We start from the raw sequence: 20,216 nt of genomic DNA, 5'->3' as shown, positions 1-20,216 counted from the left end.
GTCAGGGCGCCGTCGCGGCTGCGGGGGCGATCGCCTGCGCGGCGGCGATGAACCGCCGGACGAGCGGCGGCTGGTGCCGGCGCCGCCACACGAGGATCGTCTGGCTGCGGAAGGACGGGTGGGCGATCGGGCGGGCGTCGACGTGCCGGCCGAGGAACCCGAGCAGGCTTTCGGGAAAGATCGTCAGCCCCAGCCCCGCCGCGACCAGCCCGACCAGCGCCAGCGTGTTCGACGCCTCGAGCGCCGGACGCAGCGCCACCCCTTCGGCGTTGAAGAGGTCGCTCAGCCGCCAGCGGAACTCGGCCCACTCGCGCGCGTCGCCGAGGATCAGGGGCGCGTCGCGCAGGTCCTCGGGGGCGAGGGCCGGCTTTTCCAGCAGCGGATGCCCCAGCGGGGTCACGGCATAGAGCGCCTCGGTGGCGAGGCGCGTCGAATCGAACTCGGGATGGTCGAAGGGGCCGATCATGAAGCCGAGATCGATCTCGCCGCGGGCGAGCGCCAGCTTCTGGCCCTGGGTGCGGATGTACTGCAACTGCACCTCGACATGGGGCAGGTCGTCGCGGAACCGCGCCACCGTTCGCGGCATCAGCTCGGTCGCGGCGAAGGTCATATAGGCAACCCGCAGCGCCCCGGCCTTGCCCTCGGCCACCCGGCGCGCGGTCTCGACCGTGGCGTGGTAGCGGCTCATCAGATGGGCGTTGTCGTGGTAGAAGGAGCGCCCGGCCGGGGTCAGCACCACCTCGCGCGTCGAGCGCTCGAGCAGGCGGAAGCCCAGCTGATGCTCAAGCCGCTGGATCCGGCGGGTCAGGGCCGACTGGTCGAGGTTCAGCCGCTCGGCGCTGCGGCGGAAATTGAGCTGCTCGGCGACGACGAGGAACGACTCCACGAGGTCGATTCCGGGTGTGGTGCCACTCATTTAGGCGATTGTGTCCCGTTCCGCTGATGCCCGATCGGGCGGCACGCTGCCTGCCCGAAAACGCTGATGCATTTCGTGCAATAATAAACGCCCAATCTGCAATTCACCAGCCGCCGGACGCGGGCTCATACCTGAGGACGGGCGACGCGCGCCGGCCCGGATGCCGGCCCTCGCAACCCCGAAGACCCGTTCCCTGGCCCGTCCCGGCCAGACGACCCGAGAGGAGACCCGACATGAGCGAAGTGGACACCAAGGAACTCGACCGGCTGCTGCAGCAGGCCTTCGACGCCGCCAGCCGGCTTTACCAGGAGCGCGGCTTCCAGCGCCGCGTCGGCTTCGGCAACCGCCCGGCGCTGGTCAGCGTCGATCTGGCCAACGCCTGGACCCGCCCCGGCAACCCCTTCACCTGCGATCAGGAGAAGATGGACAACGAGATCATCCCGGGGATGCAGAAGCTGCTCAAGGCGTTCCGGGCCCAGAACCTGCCGGTCGTCCACGTGACCACCGCCTCCGAGATCACCGACCGCAACGCCCCGTTTACCGACATGGGGCTGTGGCACAACAAGATCCCGGTGGATGTCGTGGACCTGGCCGACACCGAACTGTGGGCGATCGATTCCCGCATCGCCCCGGTGCCGGGCGAATACACGCTGCTGAAGAAGCGCGCCTCGTCCTTCCACGGGACCGAGCTGGCCGGCATCCTGCGCGCGAACGGGGTGGACACGATCCTCGTGACCGGCGTCACGGCCTGCGCCTGCGTGCGCCAGACGATCTGCGACGGCATCGCCGACGGCTTCCGCACCATCGCGGTGAAGGAGGCGATCGGCGACCGGGTGCCGGGGGCGGTGGCGTGGAACCTCTTCGACATCGACGCGAAGTTCGGGGACGTGAAGACGGTGGACGAATGCGTCGCCTACATCGACAGTCTGGCCGATCGGAAGATCGCGGCAGAGTGAAAACTGGCAGGGCCGCGGAACCAACCGCGGCCCTTTTCGCAACAGGGGGTAACAGGATGACAACGATGCAGACGACCCGGGCCGCCGCCGCACTGTTCGCCACGGCGCTGCTGGCCGCGGGCCCCGCGGCGGCCGAGATGGCCGCGCACCAGTTCAAGGTGATCGGCACATGGGGCAACCTCGCCTCGTGGCAGGATCTCGAAAAGCCCTTCTGGGACAAGACCCTGCCCGAGGCGACCGGGGGCAAGCTGACGGCCAGCGCGATCCCGATCACCGAGGCCGGGCTCAAGGGCACCGAGGTGATGCGACTGCTGAACCAGGGCGTGTTCGAGGTCGCGCACGGGCTGGGCAGCTATGTCGCGGCCGAGAACCCGGCCATCGAGGGCATGGACCTGTCCTCGATCGCGCAGGACTTCGCGACGATGCGCGCCGTGACCGACGCCTATCGCCCGATCATGGACGAGACGTTCCGCAAGACCTACGGCGCGACGATCCTGTCGCTGCACCCGTGGGCCGCGTCGATGATCTATTGCCGCGACCCGATCACCAGCCTCGCCGACCTCAAGGGCCGCAAGGTGCGCGTGCACTCGGCCACGCTGGGCGACTTCATCGAGGGCGCCGGCGGGACCGTGGTCACGCTGCCCTTCGCCGAGGTCGTCCCGGCGCTCGAGCGCGGGGTTGCGGACTGCGCGGTGACGGACCCGGTCTCGGCCTACAAGGCCAGCTGGCACGAGGTCATCAACCACGTCTTCCCGCTGCCGATCGGCTATTCGATCACCTTCACGGCGGTCAACCAGCGGCTCTGGGACAGCCTCGACGCCGACACGCAGGCCGAGATGAAGAAGGAGCTCGCCGCCTTCGAGAACCGCGGGTGGGAGCTTGCGGCCCAGCAGGAGGCGCAGGGGATCGCCTGCCTGACGGGCACCGGCGACTGCCCGTTCGGCGAGCCCGGCAAGGCCGAGCTGCACCAGCCGACCGAGGCCGATGCAGCCGAGCGCGCCCGCATCCTCAACGACTTCGTGCTCAAGCGCTGGGGCGAACGCTGCGGTGCGGCCTGCGCGACGGCCTGGAACGAGACGGCCGGCAAGGCTGCCCGGCTGAGCGTCCCCGCCAACTGAACCCCAAGCCCGGGGCGCGCCGCCCCCGCGAGGGGTCGCGCCCGCACCAAGGACAGGAGTGAACGATGCTGGATCGCCTGATCTTCCGCGCGGACCGCATGGCCCTGCTGGGCGTGCGACTGGGTGGCGCGATGATCCTGTTTGCCGCGCTGATGGTCAGCGCGGATGTGCTGACGCGCCGGCTGTTCGGCGTCACGATCGGGGGCTCGGACGAGATTTCCGGCTACCTGTTCGCGATCGCGACGGCCATGGCGCTGCCCTACACCGTCCTCAGCCGCTCGAACGTGCGGATCGACGCCCTCTACGGGCGGCTGACCCCGCGGCTGCGCGCCGGGCTCGACCTCGTGGCGCTTCTGGCGCTTGGGGCCTTTGCGCTGCTCGTGGTGTGGCGGGCGGGGGCGACCGTGGGGATCACCTGGACCAACGGCTCGCGCGCGATCACCCCGCTGCAGACGCCGCTGATCGTGCCGCAGCTGCTGTGGTACGCCGGCTGGCTGGCCTTTGCCGCGACGGTTCTGCTGATGATCGCCGCGGTGGTGCGGGCGCTGGCGCGGGGCGACCTCGCGGCAGTGCAGAAGATGGCCGGAGCCATGACCCAGGACGAGGAGGTTGCGGGCGAGACCGGCGACCTGCTGCCGCTGATGCAGACGGAGGCGCACTGACATGCTGCTGACGACGACCGGTCTTCTCTTCGGACTGATCGCGCTGGCGATCCCGATTGCCGCCGTGCTGGCGCTGCTGGCGGTGACGCTGGGCGCGATCTACTCGCCCATGCCGCTGCACCTCGCGATGGGCGACATCCTGTGGACGAACAGCATCGACTTCATCCTCATCGCGGTGCCGCTGTTCATCCTGATGGGCGAGCTGCTCTTGCGCGCCGGGATCGCGGCGCGGATGTACCGGGCGCTGGCGCTGTGGATGGGGTGGCTGCCCGGCGGGCTGATGCACTCGAACATCGGGGCCTGCACGCTTTTCGCGGCCACCTCGGGCTCGTCGATCGCCACGGCCGCCACGGTCGGGACAGTCGCCATCCCCGAGGCGAAGCGCGACGGCTACAACGAGTCGCTGTTCATGGGGACGCTGGCGGCGGGGGGCACGCTTGGCATCCTGATCCCGCCCTCGATCAACATGATCGTCTACGGGCTGCTGACCAACACCTCGGTGCCCAAGCTCTATCTGGCCGGTTTCGTGCCCGGGTTGATGCTGGCGGGGCTGTTCGGCCTGACCGTGGTGCTGGCCTGCTGGATCCGGCCCGACCTCGACGGGCGCCGCACCCCCTCGACCTGGTCCGAGAAGCTGCGCGCGCTGCCGGACCTGATCCCGCCGCTGGGCATCTTCCTCGTCGTCGTCGGCTCGATCTATGCCGGGCTTGCCACGCCGACCGAGGCTGCCTCGCTCGGCGTGGTCGCGGCGCTGGCGCTGGCCGCCTGGCACCGCAGGCTGAACCGCGAGATGCTTCTGCACGCGCTGGAAAGCACGATGCGGACGACCGGCATGGTGATGATGATCGTGCTGGCTGCGATCTTCCTCAACTTCGTGCTGTCGGTGATCGGGCTGACGCAGTACCTCGCCGGCGCCATCGAGGGGCTGGGCCTGTCGCCGATGCAGACGATGATCGTGATCGTGCTGGGCTTCCTCGTGCTCGGCTGCGTGATGGAGGCGTTCTCGCTCTTGCTCATCGCCACGCCGCTGGTGGCGCCGATCGTCGCCGGGCTGGGCTACGATTTGGTGTGGTTCGGCATCCTGATGATGCTGCTGCTCGAGACGGCGCTGGTGACGCCGCCGATCGGCGTAAACCTCTACGTGATCCAGAGCGTCCGCGGCGAGGGGTCGATGTCCGACGTGATCCGCGGCGCGGTTCCGTTCATCGGGGCGATGCTGGTGATGATCGCGCTGCTGCTGATCTTCCCGCAGATCGCGCTGTGGCTGCCGCAGACGTTCTCTTGAGCGCCTGTCAGGGCCGAACGGCGGCGCCCGGGTTCCGGGCGCCGCTTGCCGTTGGTCGGGTGCGCTTAGCCTCGCCGGTGTGGGAGAGGGCGAGCGCGGGTGGGGTGGTGAATTCGGGGTGTCGATTGCCACGATAGTCGTCTTATGTAGCCACTAGAAATCAAGTACTTGCCTCTGCCACCGAGCAGCAATCCTTCCTTTTCGGCCAAGCTAATCTTCCTCCCCACCATGCGGAGCGTCGGTTGGCGACAGGCAGCTGATGGCGCTCTGCCGCGCCCCTATCACTCCGCAGGCGCAACAGCGCCGGAATCCATTGGGGGGCTGCAGCCAGCATGCAGTTCCGATCTCATGAGGCCGAAGCCACAGTCCGCTGCACTCACGCCGATCATCCAAGGGGTGACAGACGGCCCCGTTTACGTCGCCGTCATGTCGCCGTCATTCCGAGGGTCGATCCAGACTGCTCGAGGCGGCCGCTCCGGCGGCGTTCATCCTGTCGAGCACGATAGTGGCAAGCGCATCAGGGTCATGATCGCCGCTGTCGAGAACTAGGGTGCCATCCGGCAGACGCTCCCGTGCCGACAGGCAGCGTTCCATCTGCACCATGCGCCACTGGCGTATCTCGCGATTGCGGGCAGGATCGGGGTGCATCACCTGCCGATCGATGCGGTCGCGCAGAAGATCGGCGTCGAGATCGAGAAACACATGAAGCAACTCATCGTCGATGCGCCGGGCGCCACCCAAGAGCTCATCCAGATAGTCCGGCCGGACCACTGTCATAGGCATGACAATGTCCTGCGGGTAATACCTGCGAAGCTCCGCCAGCGCGGCAATGGTCAGGGCTCTCCAGAGAGGCAGATCCTGGTAATCACCGCTGGCCGCAGGAGGGACAGTCGCCTTCACGACAAAGCCGATCTCCTCGGGGTCGAACATCAGCAGGTCCGGTTTCCGCAGGCGGAGCCGGTCGGCGAGCGTCGTCTTTCCGGCTCCGAAAGGTCCGTTCAGCCAGAGGATCATGGCGCGCCTCCGCTCTCACCGCCTGCCTCGCCATTCCCGGGACCACGAGAAGAACTGACGCCTCCCGGCAGCCGCCGGTCGGGCACGGCTGGTTGGTGGCCAAAGCGCTGCTCCAGGTAGGTCACGCCGAACGCGACGATCTCGCGGGCCTCGAACAGATGGCAATGCGCCTCCGCCACCCGGCCTTCGCGATGGCGGCCCAGGTCCACATAGGCCTTGGCGATCGTCTCGACCGCATCGGGTTGACCCTCGATGGCGAAGCAGTCGAGGATGCCGTTGGTATCGAAGTCTTCGACCTTCACCCACACAGTCCCGCCGTCCGGGCTACGCAGCGGCATCTCATAGGTCACCCGACGCTTGCCCGGGATGTCCGCGATCGCTTCGGCATAGTGCAGGACGGTGACGGCATCGAGCGGAGCGCCCAGCAGCAGGATCTTTCCGCCAAGATCAACCAGACGCTCCAGGGGCGAGCCGCGCCCCAGACCCTGACCCAGCGGATGGGGCTCGGTCAGTTCTTGCGCGCGGGCGCCGAGCGCGACCATGGAGGCGTCGGGATGTGCGCTGCGCCGCGCACCGGGGAAATCCGCAAGAAACTGGTTGAGCAGGCCGAAGCCACGGTAGGTGCCGGCCTTGTCCGGATCGAAAGCAGGCCAGGCGCGGCGCTTTTCCTCGTCCAGGCGTGCGCCGTTCAGGGTTTTCTCATAAGGGGAGCGGTCCCACGAGGCATAGCCCATCAGGGTGCCTGTCGGACCCACAGCCTCAAGCAGCGCGGTGACGAGACCTGCCGCCCCGCCCTCGACGGGACCCAGTGCCTTCAGCGACGCATGCACCATCAACAGGTCGCCGGGCCGGACGCCCATCCGGTGAAGGTCAGCGATGACCGAGGCTCTGCTCTTCATGTTTCAGACATCGTGTTGGCGGTGCAGGCTGGGGGCATTCTGCACCGCAGGCGAACAGCGCGCAAATTCCATCAGAGGCGCGGCTAGCGAAGGAGAGCACGCGCTTTATGGTGCGCCGGCTCGGCGAGCATCGCCTACTGGAAGAGGTGTTCCTGTATTCCGACAAACGCGTTGCGGATGTCGGCAAGTGAGCCGAGCAGCCGTTTGGCATCGTTGGTTCCGCCGTAGCGGATGCGAAGGAAGTCAGGCAGCCGAGACGGTGCAAGCTCGTTGATTCCTTGAGCTTCGTAAGCTCCGAGCACGTAATTCAGAAATTCGCGCATCTCGGCTTCATAGCCGGACAGGCCTGTTGCTCGGGCGGCCTCCGCGCGTTCCGAGCGGGCCAGCGGTGCAAGGGCAAAGCGGACATGACCAAGGACGTCGAAGATGTCGCTGTTCGGTGCATCGATCAGGCGCTGCATGTCGCTAAGGCGATCCTTGTCGTAGCCGAGATCCGACAGCTGCCGCATGAAAGCTTCACGGCGTTCCGGATCGCTCCAGATCCGGCGGAGGTCGTCTTCCGACTCCAGCAGCGACCCCAGATCACCAAAGAGCTGCTCCATGAACTCGTTGGCGGTAATCGGGTGGCCATCATGCGACCAGTAGGTGGTCGCCGCGATATAGCGGATGTGGCGGTTTTTTCCGTCTGCCAGCTTCACGATAATCGTGGGAGGCGGCTCGCTTGTGCCGCCGCCCGGCGGGTCAAGCGGCGGATCGGATGGGCCGGATGACGAACGAGTGCCCTCCGGCTCCTCTGGCGGCAACGGCTCGCCGTCCCATTCGGGATCGTTGAAGTGCTGGTACGCCTTCACGAAGTCATAGATCGTGAAGAAGTCCTTGCCATCGAAGGTGCGCGTGCCGCGCCCGATGATCTGCTTGAACTCGATCATCGACTTGATCGGCCGCATCAGCACGATGTTGCGGACATTGCGCGCATCCACTCCCGTGGAGAGCTTGTGCGATGTTGTCAGGACCGTCGGCAGCGTCTTCTCGTTGTCCTGGAACTCGCGCAAGTGCTGCTCGCCCAGCTTGCCATCATCGGCCGTCACGCGCTCGCAGTAGTGCGGATCGGGGTTGTCCTTCACCTGGTTGATGAAGTTGCGGACGCGCGCCGCATGGTCCTGAGTTGCACAGAACACCAGGGTCTTCTGGCGTTGGTCGATCTGGTCCATGAACTCGTTGACCCGGCTCATCTCGCGCTCGTCGATGATGATGCGGGTGTTGAAATCGGCTTCCCGGTATTCGCGGTCAAGGTCGATCTCGCCGCTCAGCACCGTGTCGTCAGCGCTGTATTTGTAACTGTCCAGCGTGCTGGCCATCTGGCGCACCTTGAAGGGTGTCAGGAAGCCATCGTTGATCCCTTCCTTCAAGGCGTAGGTGTAGACCGGTTCGCCGAAATAGGCGTAGGTGTCGGCGTTCGCGTCTCGCTTGGGCGTCGCCGTCAGGCCAAGCTGCACCGCAGGCGCGAAATACTCGAGAATGCCGCGCCAGGTGCTTTCGTCGTTCGCGCCGCCACGATGGCATTCGTCAATGATGATCAGGTCGAAGAAGTCGGGCGGATAGCCCTGGAAGGTGAACTCGCCATCACCTGTCATAAAAGTCTGGAAAATCGTAAAGAAGACGCTGGCGTTCTTTGGGATCTTGCCCTGCTTGCGGATTTCGTCGGGGCTGATGCGGCACAGCGCGTCGGACGGAAAGGCGCTGAACGCGTTATAGGCCTGGTCAGCAAGGATGTTGCGGTCGGCAAGGAACAGGATGCGCGGACGCCGAACCGGCTCTCGGCTGAGGTTCCACGAAACGTGGAACAGCTTCCAAGCGATCTGAAACGCGATCGAAGTCTTGCCGGTGCCGGTGGCGAGTGTCAGCAGGATGCGGTCACGGTCGCGGGCGATCGCCTCGAGCACAGCGGTGATGGCGTTGTGCTGATAGTAGCGCGGTTCCCACTTTCCGCCGCCGGTCTCGAACGGCACCCCGCCGAAGCCCTCGCGCCAGTCGTTGCCTTCGGGGAAACACCGCTGCCACATGTCTTCGGGCGAGGGAAAGGGCAGGGCATGGTCGCCCTCGGCCCCCGTCGCCATGTCGATGCCGTACCAGCCAAGGCCGTTCGTCGAGAAGGCAAAGCGCGTCTGCAGGCGGCGGGCATAATCCTTGGCCTGACCGACACCACCGGTATGGCCAAGGCCTGCACGCTTGGCCTCGATCACCGCAAGCTTCCGGCCCTTGTAGCTCAGCACATAGTCGGCCGAGAGCGGATGCGCCCGGCCGCCACCGCCTGTGATCCGGCCAGGGCAGATCAATTCGCGCCGGATGGTCGAACCCGCGACGACGCCCCACCCGGCGTCGCGCAGGACGGGGTCGATGCGATTGGCGCGGGTGTCGGCTTCGGTCTCGGTCATGCGGTCAGTTGGCCGGAGAAGGCTTTTTGCAGAAGGGATTGGCGGAGATCGGCGATATCTGTGAGCTGTGCATCATAGTTACGGGCCAAGGCCTGTGACTCCCGCCAAACATCGACCGCCTCTTCGACGATACGTGATCGGTCGGCGATGCCCGGGAACGGAATAGGGATACTGCTCAGGGCTTTCTGGTTAAGCTTCGGCTGTGCCATCCCGCTCACCCAAGGCTCCAGGTCAATTGAATTCAAGTAAAGTCTGACAAATTCCTGAGAGTCCAAATCACCGAAACGGAGAACATGAGCGTGATTGTTGACCCAAGCCTTCCCGGAGATCGAGAACGCTATGGGGTACGTGCGGGCCAGGAGGTTAGCCCCATCCTCTGAGACAAGAAGGAGATCCTCGTTGAAAATATGCTCTTGCACATGATCGACGACACCGGAAGCGCCGTAGTACGGTACGTCGCCAGATCGGCGATCTTTTTTTGTGATTGGCACGCGCAGTCGGTCGAGATTCTCCGCGATATCGGGAAGCTTCTTTTTCGGCCAGTTTTCATGCCCAAATTCAAAGGCTGACGATAGCCAACTGTCAAACATTTCCTTCGCGTCCGTCAGATTAGCCTCGGCATGGGCGCGGGCGCGGTCGAGGGCGGCGAAGGCCTGATCGAGCACCGCAACGATCCGCTTTTGCTCTTCAAGCGGCGGCAGCGGGACATGGAGTTCCTTATAGTTATCGAAGTCGAGGTTTCGAATTCCCGTCGAATGTCGCTGGAGCGGTTCAGTTTTCCCTGACAGATACCAGTAGTACAAGACTCGATGCAGGAAGATTGGATGAATCCGCTGCACATCCTCGACTCGTATGGCGCTGGTAAAGTTGCTGAACGAGTAGTTGCCGCTATCGAGGTCGAACAAGACGACCCGCCCGACAGGCTGCTTCGGACCTCCGCCAGATTTCTCGATGATGATGTCGTTCTTTAGAAGCCGCCGCTTTGCAAATTGTCTCGCCTCCACTTCAAGCACCGCGACATCGGTCAGATCAATCCGCCCACCAGCCTTAAAATTTGTATTACGAATCACATTGACTGTCTCGAAAGGTGCCTTCTTACCCTTCCAGAGCCCGTTGTGAAAAGAGCATAGCTCGCGCAGCGGCGCACTTGTCCAAAGCGCGGGAAGGCTCGATGTGGCTTCGATCTGACCCCTCACAGCATCCCCCGGATATCTTCGAGGATCTGTGCCGTCTCGGCGTCGCGCGCCAGCATGGCGTCGATGATCTCCTCGGGGCTGCGCAGCGGCGCTTCCTCTGGGGCGTTGGGGTTTTTGACCGACAGGTCCCACGTCGTCCGGTCAAGGTTAGCGACATCCACCGTCCAGCTTTTCGGACCGTCGGCCCGTCCGGGCTGCAGCGTCACAAACTCCGCAAGGTCAGCGTCGTTCAGCGGGTTGGTCTTGCCGAGGGAACGGCCCGGATCGAGTTGGTAGTACCAGACCGAGCGCGTGTTTGCCCCCTTCTCGAAGAACAGCACCACCGTCTTGACGCCCGCGCCCTGAAACGTGCCGCCGGGGCAGTCGAGCACCGTGTGAAGGTTGCAGCTTTCGAGCAGCTCCTTGCGCAGGGCGACGCTGGCGCCGTCGGTGTTGCTGAGGAAGGTGTTCTTGATGACGACCGCGCCGCGCCCGCCTGCGCGCATCTTGCGGATGAAGTGCTGCAGGAACAGATAGGCCGTCTCGCTCGACTTGATCGGGAAGTTCTGCTGCACCTCCTTGCGCTCGCCGCCGCCGAAGGGCGGATTGGCCAGCACGATGTCGTGGCGGTCCCGCTCCTGGATGTCCATCACGTTCTCGGTGAGCGTGTTGGTGTGGCGGATGTTCGGCGCCTCGATTCCGTGCAGGATCATGTTCATGACGCCAAGGACGTAGGCGAGCGACTTCTTTTCCTGCCCGTAGAAGGTCCGCCGCTGTAGCGTGTCCCATTCGGCCGAAGACAGGTCGTCGCGGCGCAGGTATTCCCAGGCCTCGCAGAGAAAGCCCGCCGAGCCGCAGGCGCCGTCATAGATCGTCTCGCCGATCTTTGGGTCGGTGACCTTGATCATCGCTCGGATCAGCGGCCGGGGCGTATAGTATTCGCCGCCGTTCCGGCCAGCGTTGCCCATCCGCTTGATGCGGGTCTCGTAAAGGTCCGAGAGTTCGTGCTTGGCCGCCGAGCTGCCGAAGTCGAGCTGATCGACGATCTCGAGGGCATCGCGCAACGAGTAGCCGGATCGGAACTTGTTCACGATCTCGGAAAAGATCTGACCGACCTTGTATTCGAGCGAGTCCGGCCCCGTCGCCGTCTGGCTGAAGCCGCGCAGATAGGGAAAAAGGTCGCGGTTGACGAAGTCGATCAGGTCGGCGCCTGTAAGGGCTGCATTGTGGTCGAGCTTGCCCTCCTTCTTGGGCGCGGCCCAGCTTTGCCACCGATAGGGTTCATCCAGCAGCGGGGCATAGGTCTGCCCCTCGAGGGCGGCGGTGTCCTCGCGCTCGGTCTCGAGGTCGTCGAGGTACTTCAGGAACAGCAGCCAGGAGGTCTGCTCCGCGTAGTCCAACTCGGACGCCAGCCCCTCGTCGTTCCGCAGAACGCGGTCTATATTGTTGAAAGCGTTCTCGAACATTGCCGATCCTTCATACTTGGGGCGAGGTTACAAACTGCTGCAGGGTCCCGCAACGTGTGTCCGCGTCGATCCCTGTGTCGCCTTTCATCTCCAGCGGCGGAAGTCTTGTCCTGTTGTCCGTCGTGGCACCTTGGCTCGCACCGCCGGTCCTTGCCGACGAACGGATCGCTGGTGCCATGAGCGACACTTGAATGACGGCCTCGACATTGATCGGCAGGTCGGCTCGTCGATAGATTCGGCTCAGCGGTTTATGATCCAGGAACGCTGCAATACCTGCGCTCCTGAGGCGTGAATAAAGCGCTGCCGGACTGGTGGGGCTGTCATAAGCGAGTTCTCCGAGCGAGACGTAATCCCGCTGGAACCGATCCAGCGAGTCTTTGTCGATCATCTCGATGATCAGGCGGCTGTCTGGGGAGCGCGCGTGATCCGATCGAAGCAAACCTTCCGCTAGCAGCCAGTTCAGTGTGGCATTGGTGATCCGCAGCTTCCTGAAGGTGGCAATGCGCGGCAGTCCGGAAACAGCTTCCCTTGGCAGGGCCGCCTTGAGCTCCGGGACATTGATGAGAATATGGTCGAACCGGCGTTTGCCGCGCAGCACACCGGCTGGCCTGATCCTGCCGGACATCAGGGCATCGGCAATTTCAGCCAGCGAGCAATTGGCCCGGACGGTGGCGCGCGTCACCTTCTCGAGGTGTTCATCCCCGATTTCGTTTATCGCGATCATCGGCGTGGTGAATCGGGACAACACCGCGTCGACCTCATGCTGCCAGAACTGCCGGTGCTTGTGGGGCCGCACATGCGTCCGGTGCGGGACAATCCCGGCATTCACGAGGGTGCGGAAGGACTCCACGGTCAGGCCGAAGCACCTCGCCGCCTCCTTCTCGAGCAGAAGGCTCTGCCGTTCGACGCGCAGTTCGTCTACAAGCTCGACGGTGAGAGCGGACAGCAACTCGAAGCTCTTGTCCGCTCGGCGTCGCGCAAGACCCCTCTCGATCAGGGCGTCCTCGAAGAAAGGCATGCGCCGCCTTATGACCTTGCGGGCGGAATGCAGGCTATGAAGGCAGCGCTTCGGCAGGGTCTCGCCCAGCACATCTGCGCCATCAGCAAAAGGAAAGTGATCGACAAGATAGTCACGGACGATATCCCTGATTGGACCGAACTCGCTGCTGTTTTTCCAGTTTGAGCCCAGCAGGCGCTGGAACTCACCGAACTGGGGATGCGGCTGATTGCCGGCCATCTCTGGATCGCTGCTCCGCACGTGATCCAGCGCAGCGCGGATGGACGCCGGGCCTGCCGCGAGTGTTGCAAAGCCAATACCTGCCATCACACGGCGTCCTTCGGGCGTCACATCGCGGAATGCTGCTCGGCCTCCCCGCTCGATGAGCAGGCCAAGAAGCTCGGATGCGCGGCAAAGCGCGGGGATTCCGAGTTGGTCGGCCCAGCACGGAAGCTGCTCGCCGTAACAGCGATGAGAGAGGTAAGTTTCCAGGGCGGTCGGGGGGGGCACCGTTGGATCGGTAGGTTCGTTCTTCCATAGATCTGGATTGGCTCTAACCGCTGCGACGTAGTCATAACGTCCCTCGGCGCCAGATGCCGGCAGGACCACAAGCCGGCGTTGATGCCTTGAGCAGGTGAGGATGTGTCGAAGCTGCCAGTGCCACTGGTGGACCGCAGCCCAGAGGGCGCCATCGCGGGCCATGTCTTCGGTCAGGCAGTGTGGGCAGACATGCCCCGCCCCCCTGTCGAATGTTGCTGTCTGCAGCGCCTCGCCTGCGATGAGGTAGCGCATTGAGTTGGGCTTGGTGACGGTGCTCCTGGCAAAGCTGTCGGCGGGCAGGCCGGCCAGATCGGTCAACTGCTGCACCGCGTCGGGATCGCCGCAGGCGATCGCATTTACTTCCAGGCCCACGTCCGCCGCGAAAGTCGCGGCGGAGAGGTAGAGGTTGCGTGCGGCGAGGCGCGACAGAAAAGACGTCGGCATCTCCCTTGGCGATGCCGGCAGGGTCAATCCGAGCCGCATCAGGCGGCTTCCCCATTGCAGAGCAGGCGCCGCACTTCGATCCGCTCGAAGTCTCCGGCCACGAATGGGTTCAGCCAGTCAACGCAGCCCGATCGCTTGCGAAACATCCGGGTGAAATCGCGGATTTCCAGCGTGCCTCGGTCGTCTCGGATGCTGCACTCCATGGCCGCTATGGTCATCTCGATCAGCATTCCGAACTCTCGATCTGCAGCATGGATTAATCGTGCTGCCAAATCCTGATGGAGGACCTCCGGTGCAATCTCGATACGGGCGGCTTCGGCATAGCGCGACAGAAGCGTCAGCACACGGCCACAGTCCAGAGACGCATCCAGGCGAACAAACTCGATCGGAAACACCCTTCGCGCCAGCTGAACGTCGTGATTGATGATCGCCTTGAGTTCCGGAGTCCCGGACAGAATCAAGCCGACAGGCCATGCCTGGTGCTGAAGCAGGGATTTCAAGGTATTCACGACCGACCTCAGCTCGCGCTCCGTTTGGTGGAGCGCGAGGTCCTGGGCCTCGTCGTAGTGCAGAAAGAGCGTTTGGCGGGCGCGCAGATGCCCTTTGACCATATCCCAGATCGTCTGGGCGGTGCGTTCCCGCTGCAAGGGGAACTCAAGCGCGCTGAGGGTAGTCTGGCCCACGAACTTCAGCGTCGCGGGGGTGGGCACCGCCAAGCTGACGATATCGAGCCGTTCGCTCTCGCTGTCGTCGAGCACGAGGCCGGGATGATGGGTCATCAGGTACCTGACCGCAGAGGTCTTGCCGCTTCCTGACGCCCCGATGAGGGCGATGCAGCGGGCTTCGCGCTGGATGCCCGCCGCGACCTCTGCGCGACGTCGATCGAGCAGCTCGGTGAATGTCTGCTCGAACTGCCGGTGGGCCGGGTTCTTGAGAAAAATCGCCCGCGCGGGTGCAAGCCGCTGTTCGATCGCAATGTTCGCGTGGTCAGTCATTGAAATCCCACTCCTCGTCGGTGGTGGATGGGGTAGCCGCCGATCCTGTCGGCGCCGGGCCGACTGGCGTGTTGCTCTTGATGACATCGCCCAGGAGGTCGTCAGGCCCAGGGCGCTTTCGCCCCTTCGGCTGATCCAGATCGCCTGTGGCTGCCGTTTTGTCGGGTCCGATCCGGAGGCCAAGAAACAGTTGCTTTTCGGCGCGCAGCAGGGCGCCGTCCGCAACCTTGGTGGGTTGAACGCGGCGCAGCTGGCGGGCTCGCGCGTCGATCGCACGAATCTTCTTACGCGCCTTCCGGATGATCTCCTCCGAGAGGACGGCTTCAGACTTGAACCGCGTTCGCAGCTCCTGGACAATGGACTGCCACTCGTCCAGCGACAGCCCCCATACTGCCCGCGGAACCGCCTGCGCACTGACCCATTCGTGCCCGATGCAGACCGAGATATGGGTCAGGTCTTCGGGATCGAGGCGAAGCGAGATTTCGCCAGTCAGGCCGCGCAGAAAAGCATCCTGAAGGGCGGGGCAGGTGTAGTTGATCCCGCACACCCGGACGCCATGACGGTCGAGTTTACGGGTGTGGGGCAGTCCGAACACTGCGCGACGGGTGTTGGCGTCCGGCGGCGGTGTCAAACCCTGCTCGGCCGACAAACGCTTCCAGGCGTTGGCAGGTGTTTCCCCCTTGAGACCCGAATGCGGGGTGTTGTGGTAGATATCGACGATGAACAGCGTGAAAATCTGGGCCAGCTCGTCGTCGGTCAGCGCCGCCCATTTTTCCGAAGGGTAGTCGCCTCGTTCGACTGAATTGCCAAAGGTGCGGCCAATCAGCGTCGGAGCCAGCTGCTGGCCGAACGTGCGGAACAGCCGTTCGATCCGTGCGCGCAGCTTCGGGACGCCGGCAGGCGGCGCCTCGTAAGTGCAGCCCAAGTCAACGACGGTCATCCGAAAGTGCTCTGCGGCGAAGGCGGAACCTTGGTCGGTGACGAGGATGTCGAGTCCTCCCGCCTGTTCCCAGCGGCTTTGGCATCCCGCAGCTTCGGCGAGGGCGGTCTTGTCCTGGGTGATCAGGTGGAGTGTCCGGATCGCGTCTTCCGTGTTCGGCGTGGCGACGATCCTGAACCCGAGGACACAGCGTGTTGCACAATCGAGCGCGACATAGATCCATCGCCGCCCCACTTCCAGCATTGCCCTGGCTTCTGGGGGCAGGCCATCGAGTGCACCGCTTTCCCCGAACATGCTGGCAACGTCGATCAGCCATTCGTCCATTTCGACGCGCTGCAGGGGATAATCTGCGCGAAGCCCCTCTTCGTAGAAGCCGAACTTGCGTCGGGCGGACTCAATGCCTTTACGCTGAGCTTCGACCTCGAAGGGGTCGAGCGCCTTGATCCGGCGCCGGACCGTCCGCGCGGAAGGCTGAGGCAGCGGCGGCTTTCCGGCCTCGCGGCGCGCTGCGTTGATTGCAGAGAACCGCTCCTCGACCTCGTTGACGATGTCTTGCTGGGTGGGCTGGTTGCGGTCGAGATAACTCGCCACGCACTCAGCAAGCACGGCTTCTGACTCTCCCATGAGTTTGCCGCGGAGAAGATCAAGCTTCCGGCGACGCAAGAACACTAGAGGCGTGTGACCGGCAGCGTCGTACTCTCTCACCCATCGAAGCAGAGTTTTTACGCAAGGGCGCCGCCGCCGAACCAGTGACTGACCGGCGCGCGGGGTTCTCCCGACATCTTGCCCACGTTCTTCTGCTGCCGTGACGCGCTGTTCCAGCAAGTCGAAGACGCGGTTGATGGACCGGTTGGAACGCCGTACCTCTCCGGCGGCTTCCGCCTGTAGGAAGGCTTTTGCCCAAGCTTCCCGATACAACGCTTGAGCACGCGCTTCTGTGTCACAAGTGTTCAGGTAGCTGACATCGCAGCGCAGTCGGCGAAGGGCGGCCTTGTCCGAGAAATGGCCGCGCTTGAGCCGTGTATCCGGCCCCGCCAGGCAGCGCAGGAATTCCTCGGTCGTAAATTCCAGGCGGATCTCGTCCTCATCGATCCTCGCCCAGATCGAGCCTGCCTTGTCAGAGCGCACCAGGCGGTGTTGCGTGCCAGCGATTTCAAGGCAATCGGCCTCGGACAGTCGAAAATGTTGCGCCATCAAAGTGCCTCCCGCGTGATGATGGTTGATGGAAGGATGTCGCCCGCATCGACGACGCGAAGGACGCCAGCAAAGATCGCGCGGAAGACAGCCCGGAAACCCCTGCCGCTCAGGCCCGACCTGGACACAAGTTCTGCGACAGTCATGGGGCTGTTCAGTGTCGAGACGAGACCAGCGATAGCGCGATCTGCCTCTGGATCGGCGGTTCGGCGGAAAGCGTGCAGCTTTTCGGCGTTTCGAGCTGCCGCAGGCGTGTAGGACCGCTCGGTTACCAGCACCACCTCATGCGCATAGGCGAGCGGCGTCGATGCCCTGACATGCTTGAGTGTGTTTCGAAAGCCTTGGCGCTCAGCGACGGCGCTTGGTTTCACGGCAATCGCGATGCGTCGGCCGTCGGTCAGAGTGGCCAGATAGTCGAAGGTATGAGGGTGCCGCCGACCATCCTCATCGACATAGTTTATTGGCGGCGGCTGGTCCCAGATATCAGCGATATCGGAACGAGCTAGCAGCAAGTAAAGCACCTTCTGTTCGAGCTTGCTCTCGAAATGGCGGATACGACGTCGGGGGTCAGCCGGTGTGTGTGCGGGGATATGGCCCCGGCTGCTGGCCTTGGAGCGAGGGAATGGTGTGCGTGTCGCCCTGCTTGGCAAGGGCGGGTAAAGGTAGGCTCGACGGCCTGCATATTCGCGCACGGCGACGGAGCCTGGTGGATCAGGTCATATTTCATGATGTCTGGAGCGCACGGTCCTGCCCGCTGCCGGGACCAGGCGGTGCGGTCTCCCCCTTTTTGTGGATGTGTTGAACAGCCCTGCCGGACCGAGCGTCCGGCAGGTTGACTTTTTGTTCGACTCGGGGGATGAATAGATGTCGGGCTTCAATCGACATCTAAGAGGGGCTTACCTGTTTGCAGCAGGTGCCCCTTTTTCATTTCCCGTGTCAGCTATGCTGGTCGGGCAATCCCTCCTCTGCTTCATACCGATCGGGAAAGAGCTGCTGCGGTGTCGTTCCGAGCTGACACGCGATCTCCCGCTGAACCCGATGAGATCGACGATATCCTTGGCTGACCACAGTGACGCTGCTCTGGGAGATGCCGAGCGTCCGGGCGATCGCAGCCATCGAGGAACCCACCAGGCGCAGCCGGCATTTGAGGATCTCATGGTTTTGCAGGTCGACCTTCATGACGGTGCAAGTCCTTGGACTGCGTCTTTGCTCGATCGACAGTGATTCGGACACTGATTCGGGAGCAAGTGCTTCGGGTCTATCTTGTGATTTTTTTGGTTTTTGGCCGGCTGATCTCCCGGCCAAAATGAGAAGGCGATAATTCTAGCTGGCGCGCGTTCACCAGATGTGGTGCAGTGGGCAGAGGTCCTGAACAAAATCCTGGCTAGCCACGGGGCGAGGGTATGACCGAAGGCAACACGGCAAGTCATGGGCCATCGGTGGGCTGCCCATCAATGTCGACCGACGTAGCATTCGAAGCGCCCGAGACATTGAATACCCACTCTGAGGAACCGTTTAGAGAGCCTGCTCCGTCTCGGCGCCGACGTGAACTTCTCTCACCGGAGCAGCTTGCACGGCGAGCTGCAGAGTTTTCTGCCGCGAAGGCGTGCCTAAGACCTTTGCCGCGACGCCTTGCATCCAGGATTCTCGGTCAATGCTGCCATGAAGGGCTTCCAAGACGACCGTTACTCGATTCAAAGACGCTTCGTGAACACTATATCTGCGTCCGATCAATAGATGATTTCTCCACCGATCTTGGCCTAAGTTGCATGGCGGGCATCAGCGCGCTCAAACGCGCTGGAGTGAATGTGTATGAGAATGTAGCCCTTGAATGGGATAGCGGCATCTCGATCCGAGAGCTCAGTCGTCGACATGGGGTCGGCCGAGATACCATCTCTCGTTGGATAAAGCGGACGGGGCGTGACGTGCCACCGGCAAATACTCGTCAACGCTATGATGCAGATCTGGTCGCTCGCGTTTTTGAACAAACAAACTCGGTCAACGCTGCGGCCACTGCTGCCGGCATCGCGTGGGACACGGCGAGGAAAGCCGTGAGTTGACAAAGGTCAGGTAGACGATGTCCTTTCGGTGGGCAGTTCCTGATCCGCCCGCTCTCTCAGGGCACGCAGCATTAGCTGTTCAATTTCGTGCAGCCGTAGTCCGTGCTGTCGAGCGAGGAGATCGACGAAGTGGCAGATTTCTGGATCGGCGGGACCATACAGGGGCCAGTCATTCAGTTGGTGATAATCGGGTGTTGTCTAGGGAGGTCATAGGATCTGTTACCATCAGTCACGCTCCAAGAGCATCCCTCGAATGTCCGCATTGGACGGAAAGCGGTCTGACGGCGCCGCAGCATGGCAGTTGCGGCAAATTTGGGAGAGCGGCCGTTCGGGCAAATCGCAGCTAGGTTATGTTGACAAATGGCGGAACCATAGGCGGATTGATGTGATGTCGATGAAGCCGAGGAAGCTCTCGGCTGTCTTGTCGTAGCGGGTTGCGACGCGGCGAGCGTTCTTCAGCCTGTTGAAGCAGCGCTCGACCAGGTTGCGCAGGCGATAGAGCTTGCGGTCGACGGCGACGCGGAGCCTTCGGGTCTTTCGCATCGGGATCACCGGCACGACGTCTCGTGCCTCCATGGTTCTGCGAACCTTGTCAGAGTCGTAGCCGCGGTCGGCGAGCAGGACCGACGGCTCGGGCAGATTGTCGGCCATGACCAGATCGAAACCGAGGTAGTCCGATGTCTGGCCCGGCGTGATCTCGGTCCTCATGGGCAGGCCGGCCGCGTTGACCCGCAGGTGGATCTTGGTCGTGAAGCCACCGCGCGAGCGGCCGAGACCTTGCCGCGGAGTCCCCCTTTTGCGCCCGCTGCCTGATGATGGGCGCGGAGCACGGTGCTGTCGATCATCTGCAGCGCGTCCGGCACGATCCGGCTTTCGTTCAGCGCATCAAGGATCTGCTCCCACAGCCCGGCCAGCGTCCAGCGTCGGAACTGACGATAGACGGACGACCACTTGCCGAACTGTTCGGGAAGGTCGCGCCATGGCGAGCCCGTCCGCGCAATCCAGAAAATACCATCCAGAACAAGGCGGTGGTTCACTGGTTTGCGTCCGTTCGGGGCCCGGACAGCCAAGATGAAGCGCTCGTGGAACGCCCACTCATCGTCCGACATCAGGTCTCATG

At 63.5% G+C, this 20,216-nt stretch carries 16 protein-coding genes and 1 pseudogene; 5 read left to right on the top strand and 12 right to left on the bottom strand.

Translation table 11 applies throughout. The features are described 5' to 3' along the window. Position 1: 1 nt before the first annotated feature. Complete coding sequence (locus tag BLW17_RS09355; RefSeq protein WP_036730807.1) at positions 2–916, bottom strand: LysR family transcriptional regulator; 915 nt, start codon at positions 914–916, stop codon at positions 2–4. Positions 917–1,149: 233 nt separating this feature from the next. Here BLW17_RS09355 and BLW17_RS09350 point away from each other — a divergent pair, with 233 nt between their 5' ends. The 4 genes from BLW17_RS09350 (at position 1,150) to BLW17_RS09335 (ending at position 4,937) form a co-directional block, all read left to right on the top strand. Then, positions 1,150–1,872: an isochorismatase family protein gene (locus tag BLW17_RS09350; RefSeq protein WP_036730805.1), complete on the top strand. Its 723-nt coding sequence runs from the start codon at positions 1,150–1,152 to the stop codon at positions 1,870–1,872. A gap of 65 nt (positions 1,873–1,937) precedes the next feature. Beyond that, positions 1,938–2,990, top strand: coding sequence for a TRAP transporter substrate-binding protein (locus BLW17_RS09345; RefSeq protein ID WP_052176112.1), 1,053 nt, complete (start codon positions 1,938–1,940; stop codon positions 2,988–2,990). A 65-nt stretch (positions 2,991–3,055) separates the two neighbouring features. Next, a complete protein-coding gene (locus tag BLW17_RS09340; RefSeq protein ID WP_036730803.1) occupies positions 3,056–3,652 on the top strand; it encodes a TRAP transporter small permease subunit in 597 nt (198 codons plus the stop codon). Between the two features lies 1 nt (position 3,653). Continuing rightward, positions 3,654–4,937 (top strand): TRAP transporter large permease, encoded by a 1,284-nt coding sequence (locus tag BLW17_RS09335; protein WP_074826494.1) that lies wholly within the window; start codon positions 3,654–3,656, stop codon positions 4,935–4,937. Between the two features lie 435 nt (positions 4,938–5,372). Here BLW17_RS09335 and BLW17_RS09330 read toward each other — a convergent pair whose 3' ends face one another. The 10 genes from BLW17_RS09330 to BLW17_RS09280 form a co-directional block, all read right to left on the bottom strand. Beyond that, entirely contained in the window at positions 5,373–5,951 is a 579-nt protein-coding gene (locus tag BLW17_RS09330) for an AAA family ATPase (RefSeq protein ID WP_052176111.1), read from the bottom strand. Then, complete coding sequence (gene aac(3) / locus BLW17_RS09325; protein WP_081969032.1) at positions 5,948–6,850, bottom strand: aminoglycoside 3-N-acetyltransferase; 903 nt, start codon at positions 6,848–6,850, stop codon at positions 5,948–5,950. The genes BLW17_RS09330 and aac(3) overlap by 4 nt, the downstream gene beginning before the upstream one ends. Positions 6,851–6,984: 134 nt before the next feature. Continuing rightward, entirely contained in the window at positions 6,985–9,285 is a 2,301-nt protein-coding gene (gene hsdR / locus BLW17_RS09320; protein ID WP_036730801.1) for an EcoAI/FtnUII family type I restriction enzme subunit R, read from the bottom strand. Next, positions 9,282–10,481 (bottom strand): restriction endonuclease subunit S, encoded by a 1,200-nt coding sequence (locus BLW17_RS17370; protein ID WP_081969031.1) that lies wholly within the window; start codon positions 10,479–10,481, stop codon positions 9,282–9,284. The genes hsdR and BLW17_RS17370 overlap by 4 nt, the downstream gene beginning before the upstream one ends. Further along, positions 10,478–11,926, bottom strand: a complete 1,449-nt coding sequence (locus BLW17_RS09305) for a class I SAM-dependent DNA methyltransferase (protein ID WP_036730793.1) — start codon at positions 11,924–11,926, stop codon at positions 10,478–10,480. The genes BLW17_RS17370 and BLW17_RS09305 overlap by 4 nt, the downstream gene beginning before the upstream one ends. A 10-nt stretch (positions 11,927–11,936) precedes the next feature. After that, a complete protein-coding gene (locus tag BLW17_RS09300; protein ID WP_081969030.1) occupies positions 11,937–13,946 on the bottom strand; it encodes a TniQ family protein in 2,010 nt (669 codons plus the stop codon). Further along, positions 13,946–14,902, bottom strand: a complete 957-nt coding sequence (locus BLW17_RS09295) for a TniB family NTP-binding protein (RefSeq protein ID WP_036730791.1) — start codon at positions 14,900–14,902, stop codon at positions 13,946–13,948. Before BLW17_RS09295 ends, BLW17_RS09300 begins: the two co-directional genes overlap by 1 nt. Further along, positions 14,895–17,036: a Mu transposase C-terminal domain-containing protein gene (locus BLW17_RS09290; RefSeq protein ID WP_081969029.1), complete on the bottom strand. Its 2,142-nt coding sequence runs from the start codon at positions 17,034–17,036 to the stop codon at positions 14,895–14,897. Before BLW17_RS09290 ends, BLW17_RS09295 begins: the two co-directional genes overlap by 8 nt. Continuing rightward, positions 17,036–17,557 carry a TnsA endonuclease N-terminal domain-containing protein gene (locus BLW17_RS09285; RefSeq protein WP_197055243.1) on the bottom strand — a complete coding sequence of 174 codons (522 nt, stop codon included), beginning with the start codon at positions 17,555–17,557 and terminating at the stop codon, positions 17,036–17,038. Before BLW17_RS09285 ends, BLW17_RS09290 begins: the two co-directional genes overlap by 1 nt. A gap of 415 nt (positions 17,558–17,972) precedes the next feature. Next, on the bottom strand, positions 17,973–18,215 hold the full coding sequence (locus BLW17_RS09280; RefSeq protein WP_036730790.1) for a helix-turn-helix domain-containing protein: 243 nt from the start codon (positions 18,213–18,215) through the stop codon (positions 17,973–17,975). A 590-nt stretch (positions 18,216–18,805) separates the two neighbouring features. Here BLW17_RS09280 and BLW17_RS18110 point away from each other — a divergent pair. Continuing rightward, positions 18,806–19,096 carry a helix-turn-helix domain-containing protein gene (locus tag BLW17_RS18110; protein ID WP_074826485.1) on the top strand — a complete coding sequence of 97 codons (291 nt, stop codon included), beginning with the start codon at positions 18,806–18,808 and terminating at the stop codon, positions 19,094–19,096. Between the two features lie 348 nt (positions 19,097–19,444). On the opposite strand, the pseudogene BLW17_RS17365 reads toward BLW17_RS18110, so the two are convergent. Continuing rightward, positions 19,445–20,205 (bottom strand): annotated as a pseudogene (locus BLW17_RS17365) (IS5 family transposase). Positions 20,206–20,216 lie beyond the last annotated feature (11 nt).

The organism is Paracoccus sanguinis (genome assembly GCF_900106665.1).
In the GTDB taxonomy this organism is placed as follows: domain Bacteria; phylum Pseudomonadota; class Alphaproteobacteria; order Rhodobacterales; family Rhodobacteraceae; genus Paracoccus; species Paracoccus panacisoli.
The sequence above is the reverse complement of the archived record's forward strand: the minus strand, read 5'-3'. Positions and strand labels throughout refer to the sequence as shown.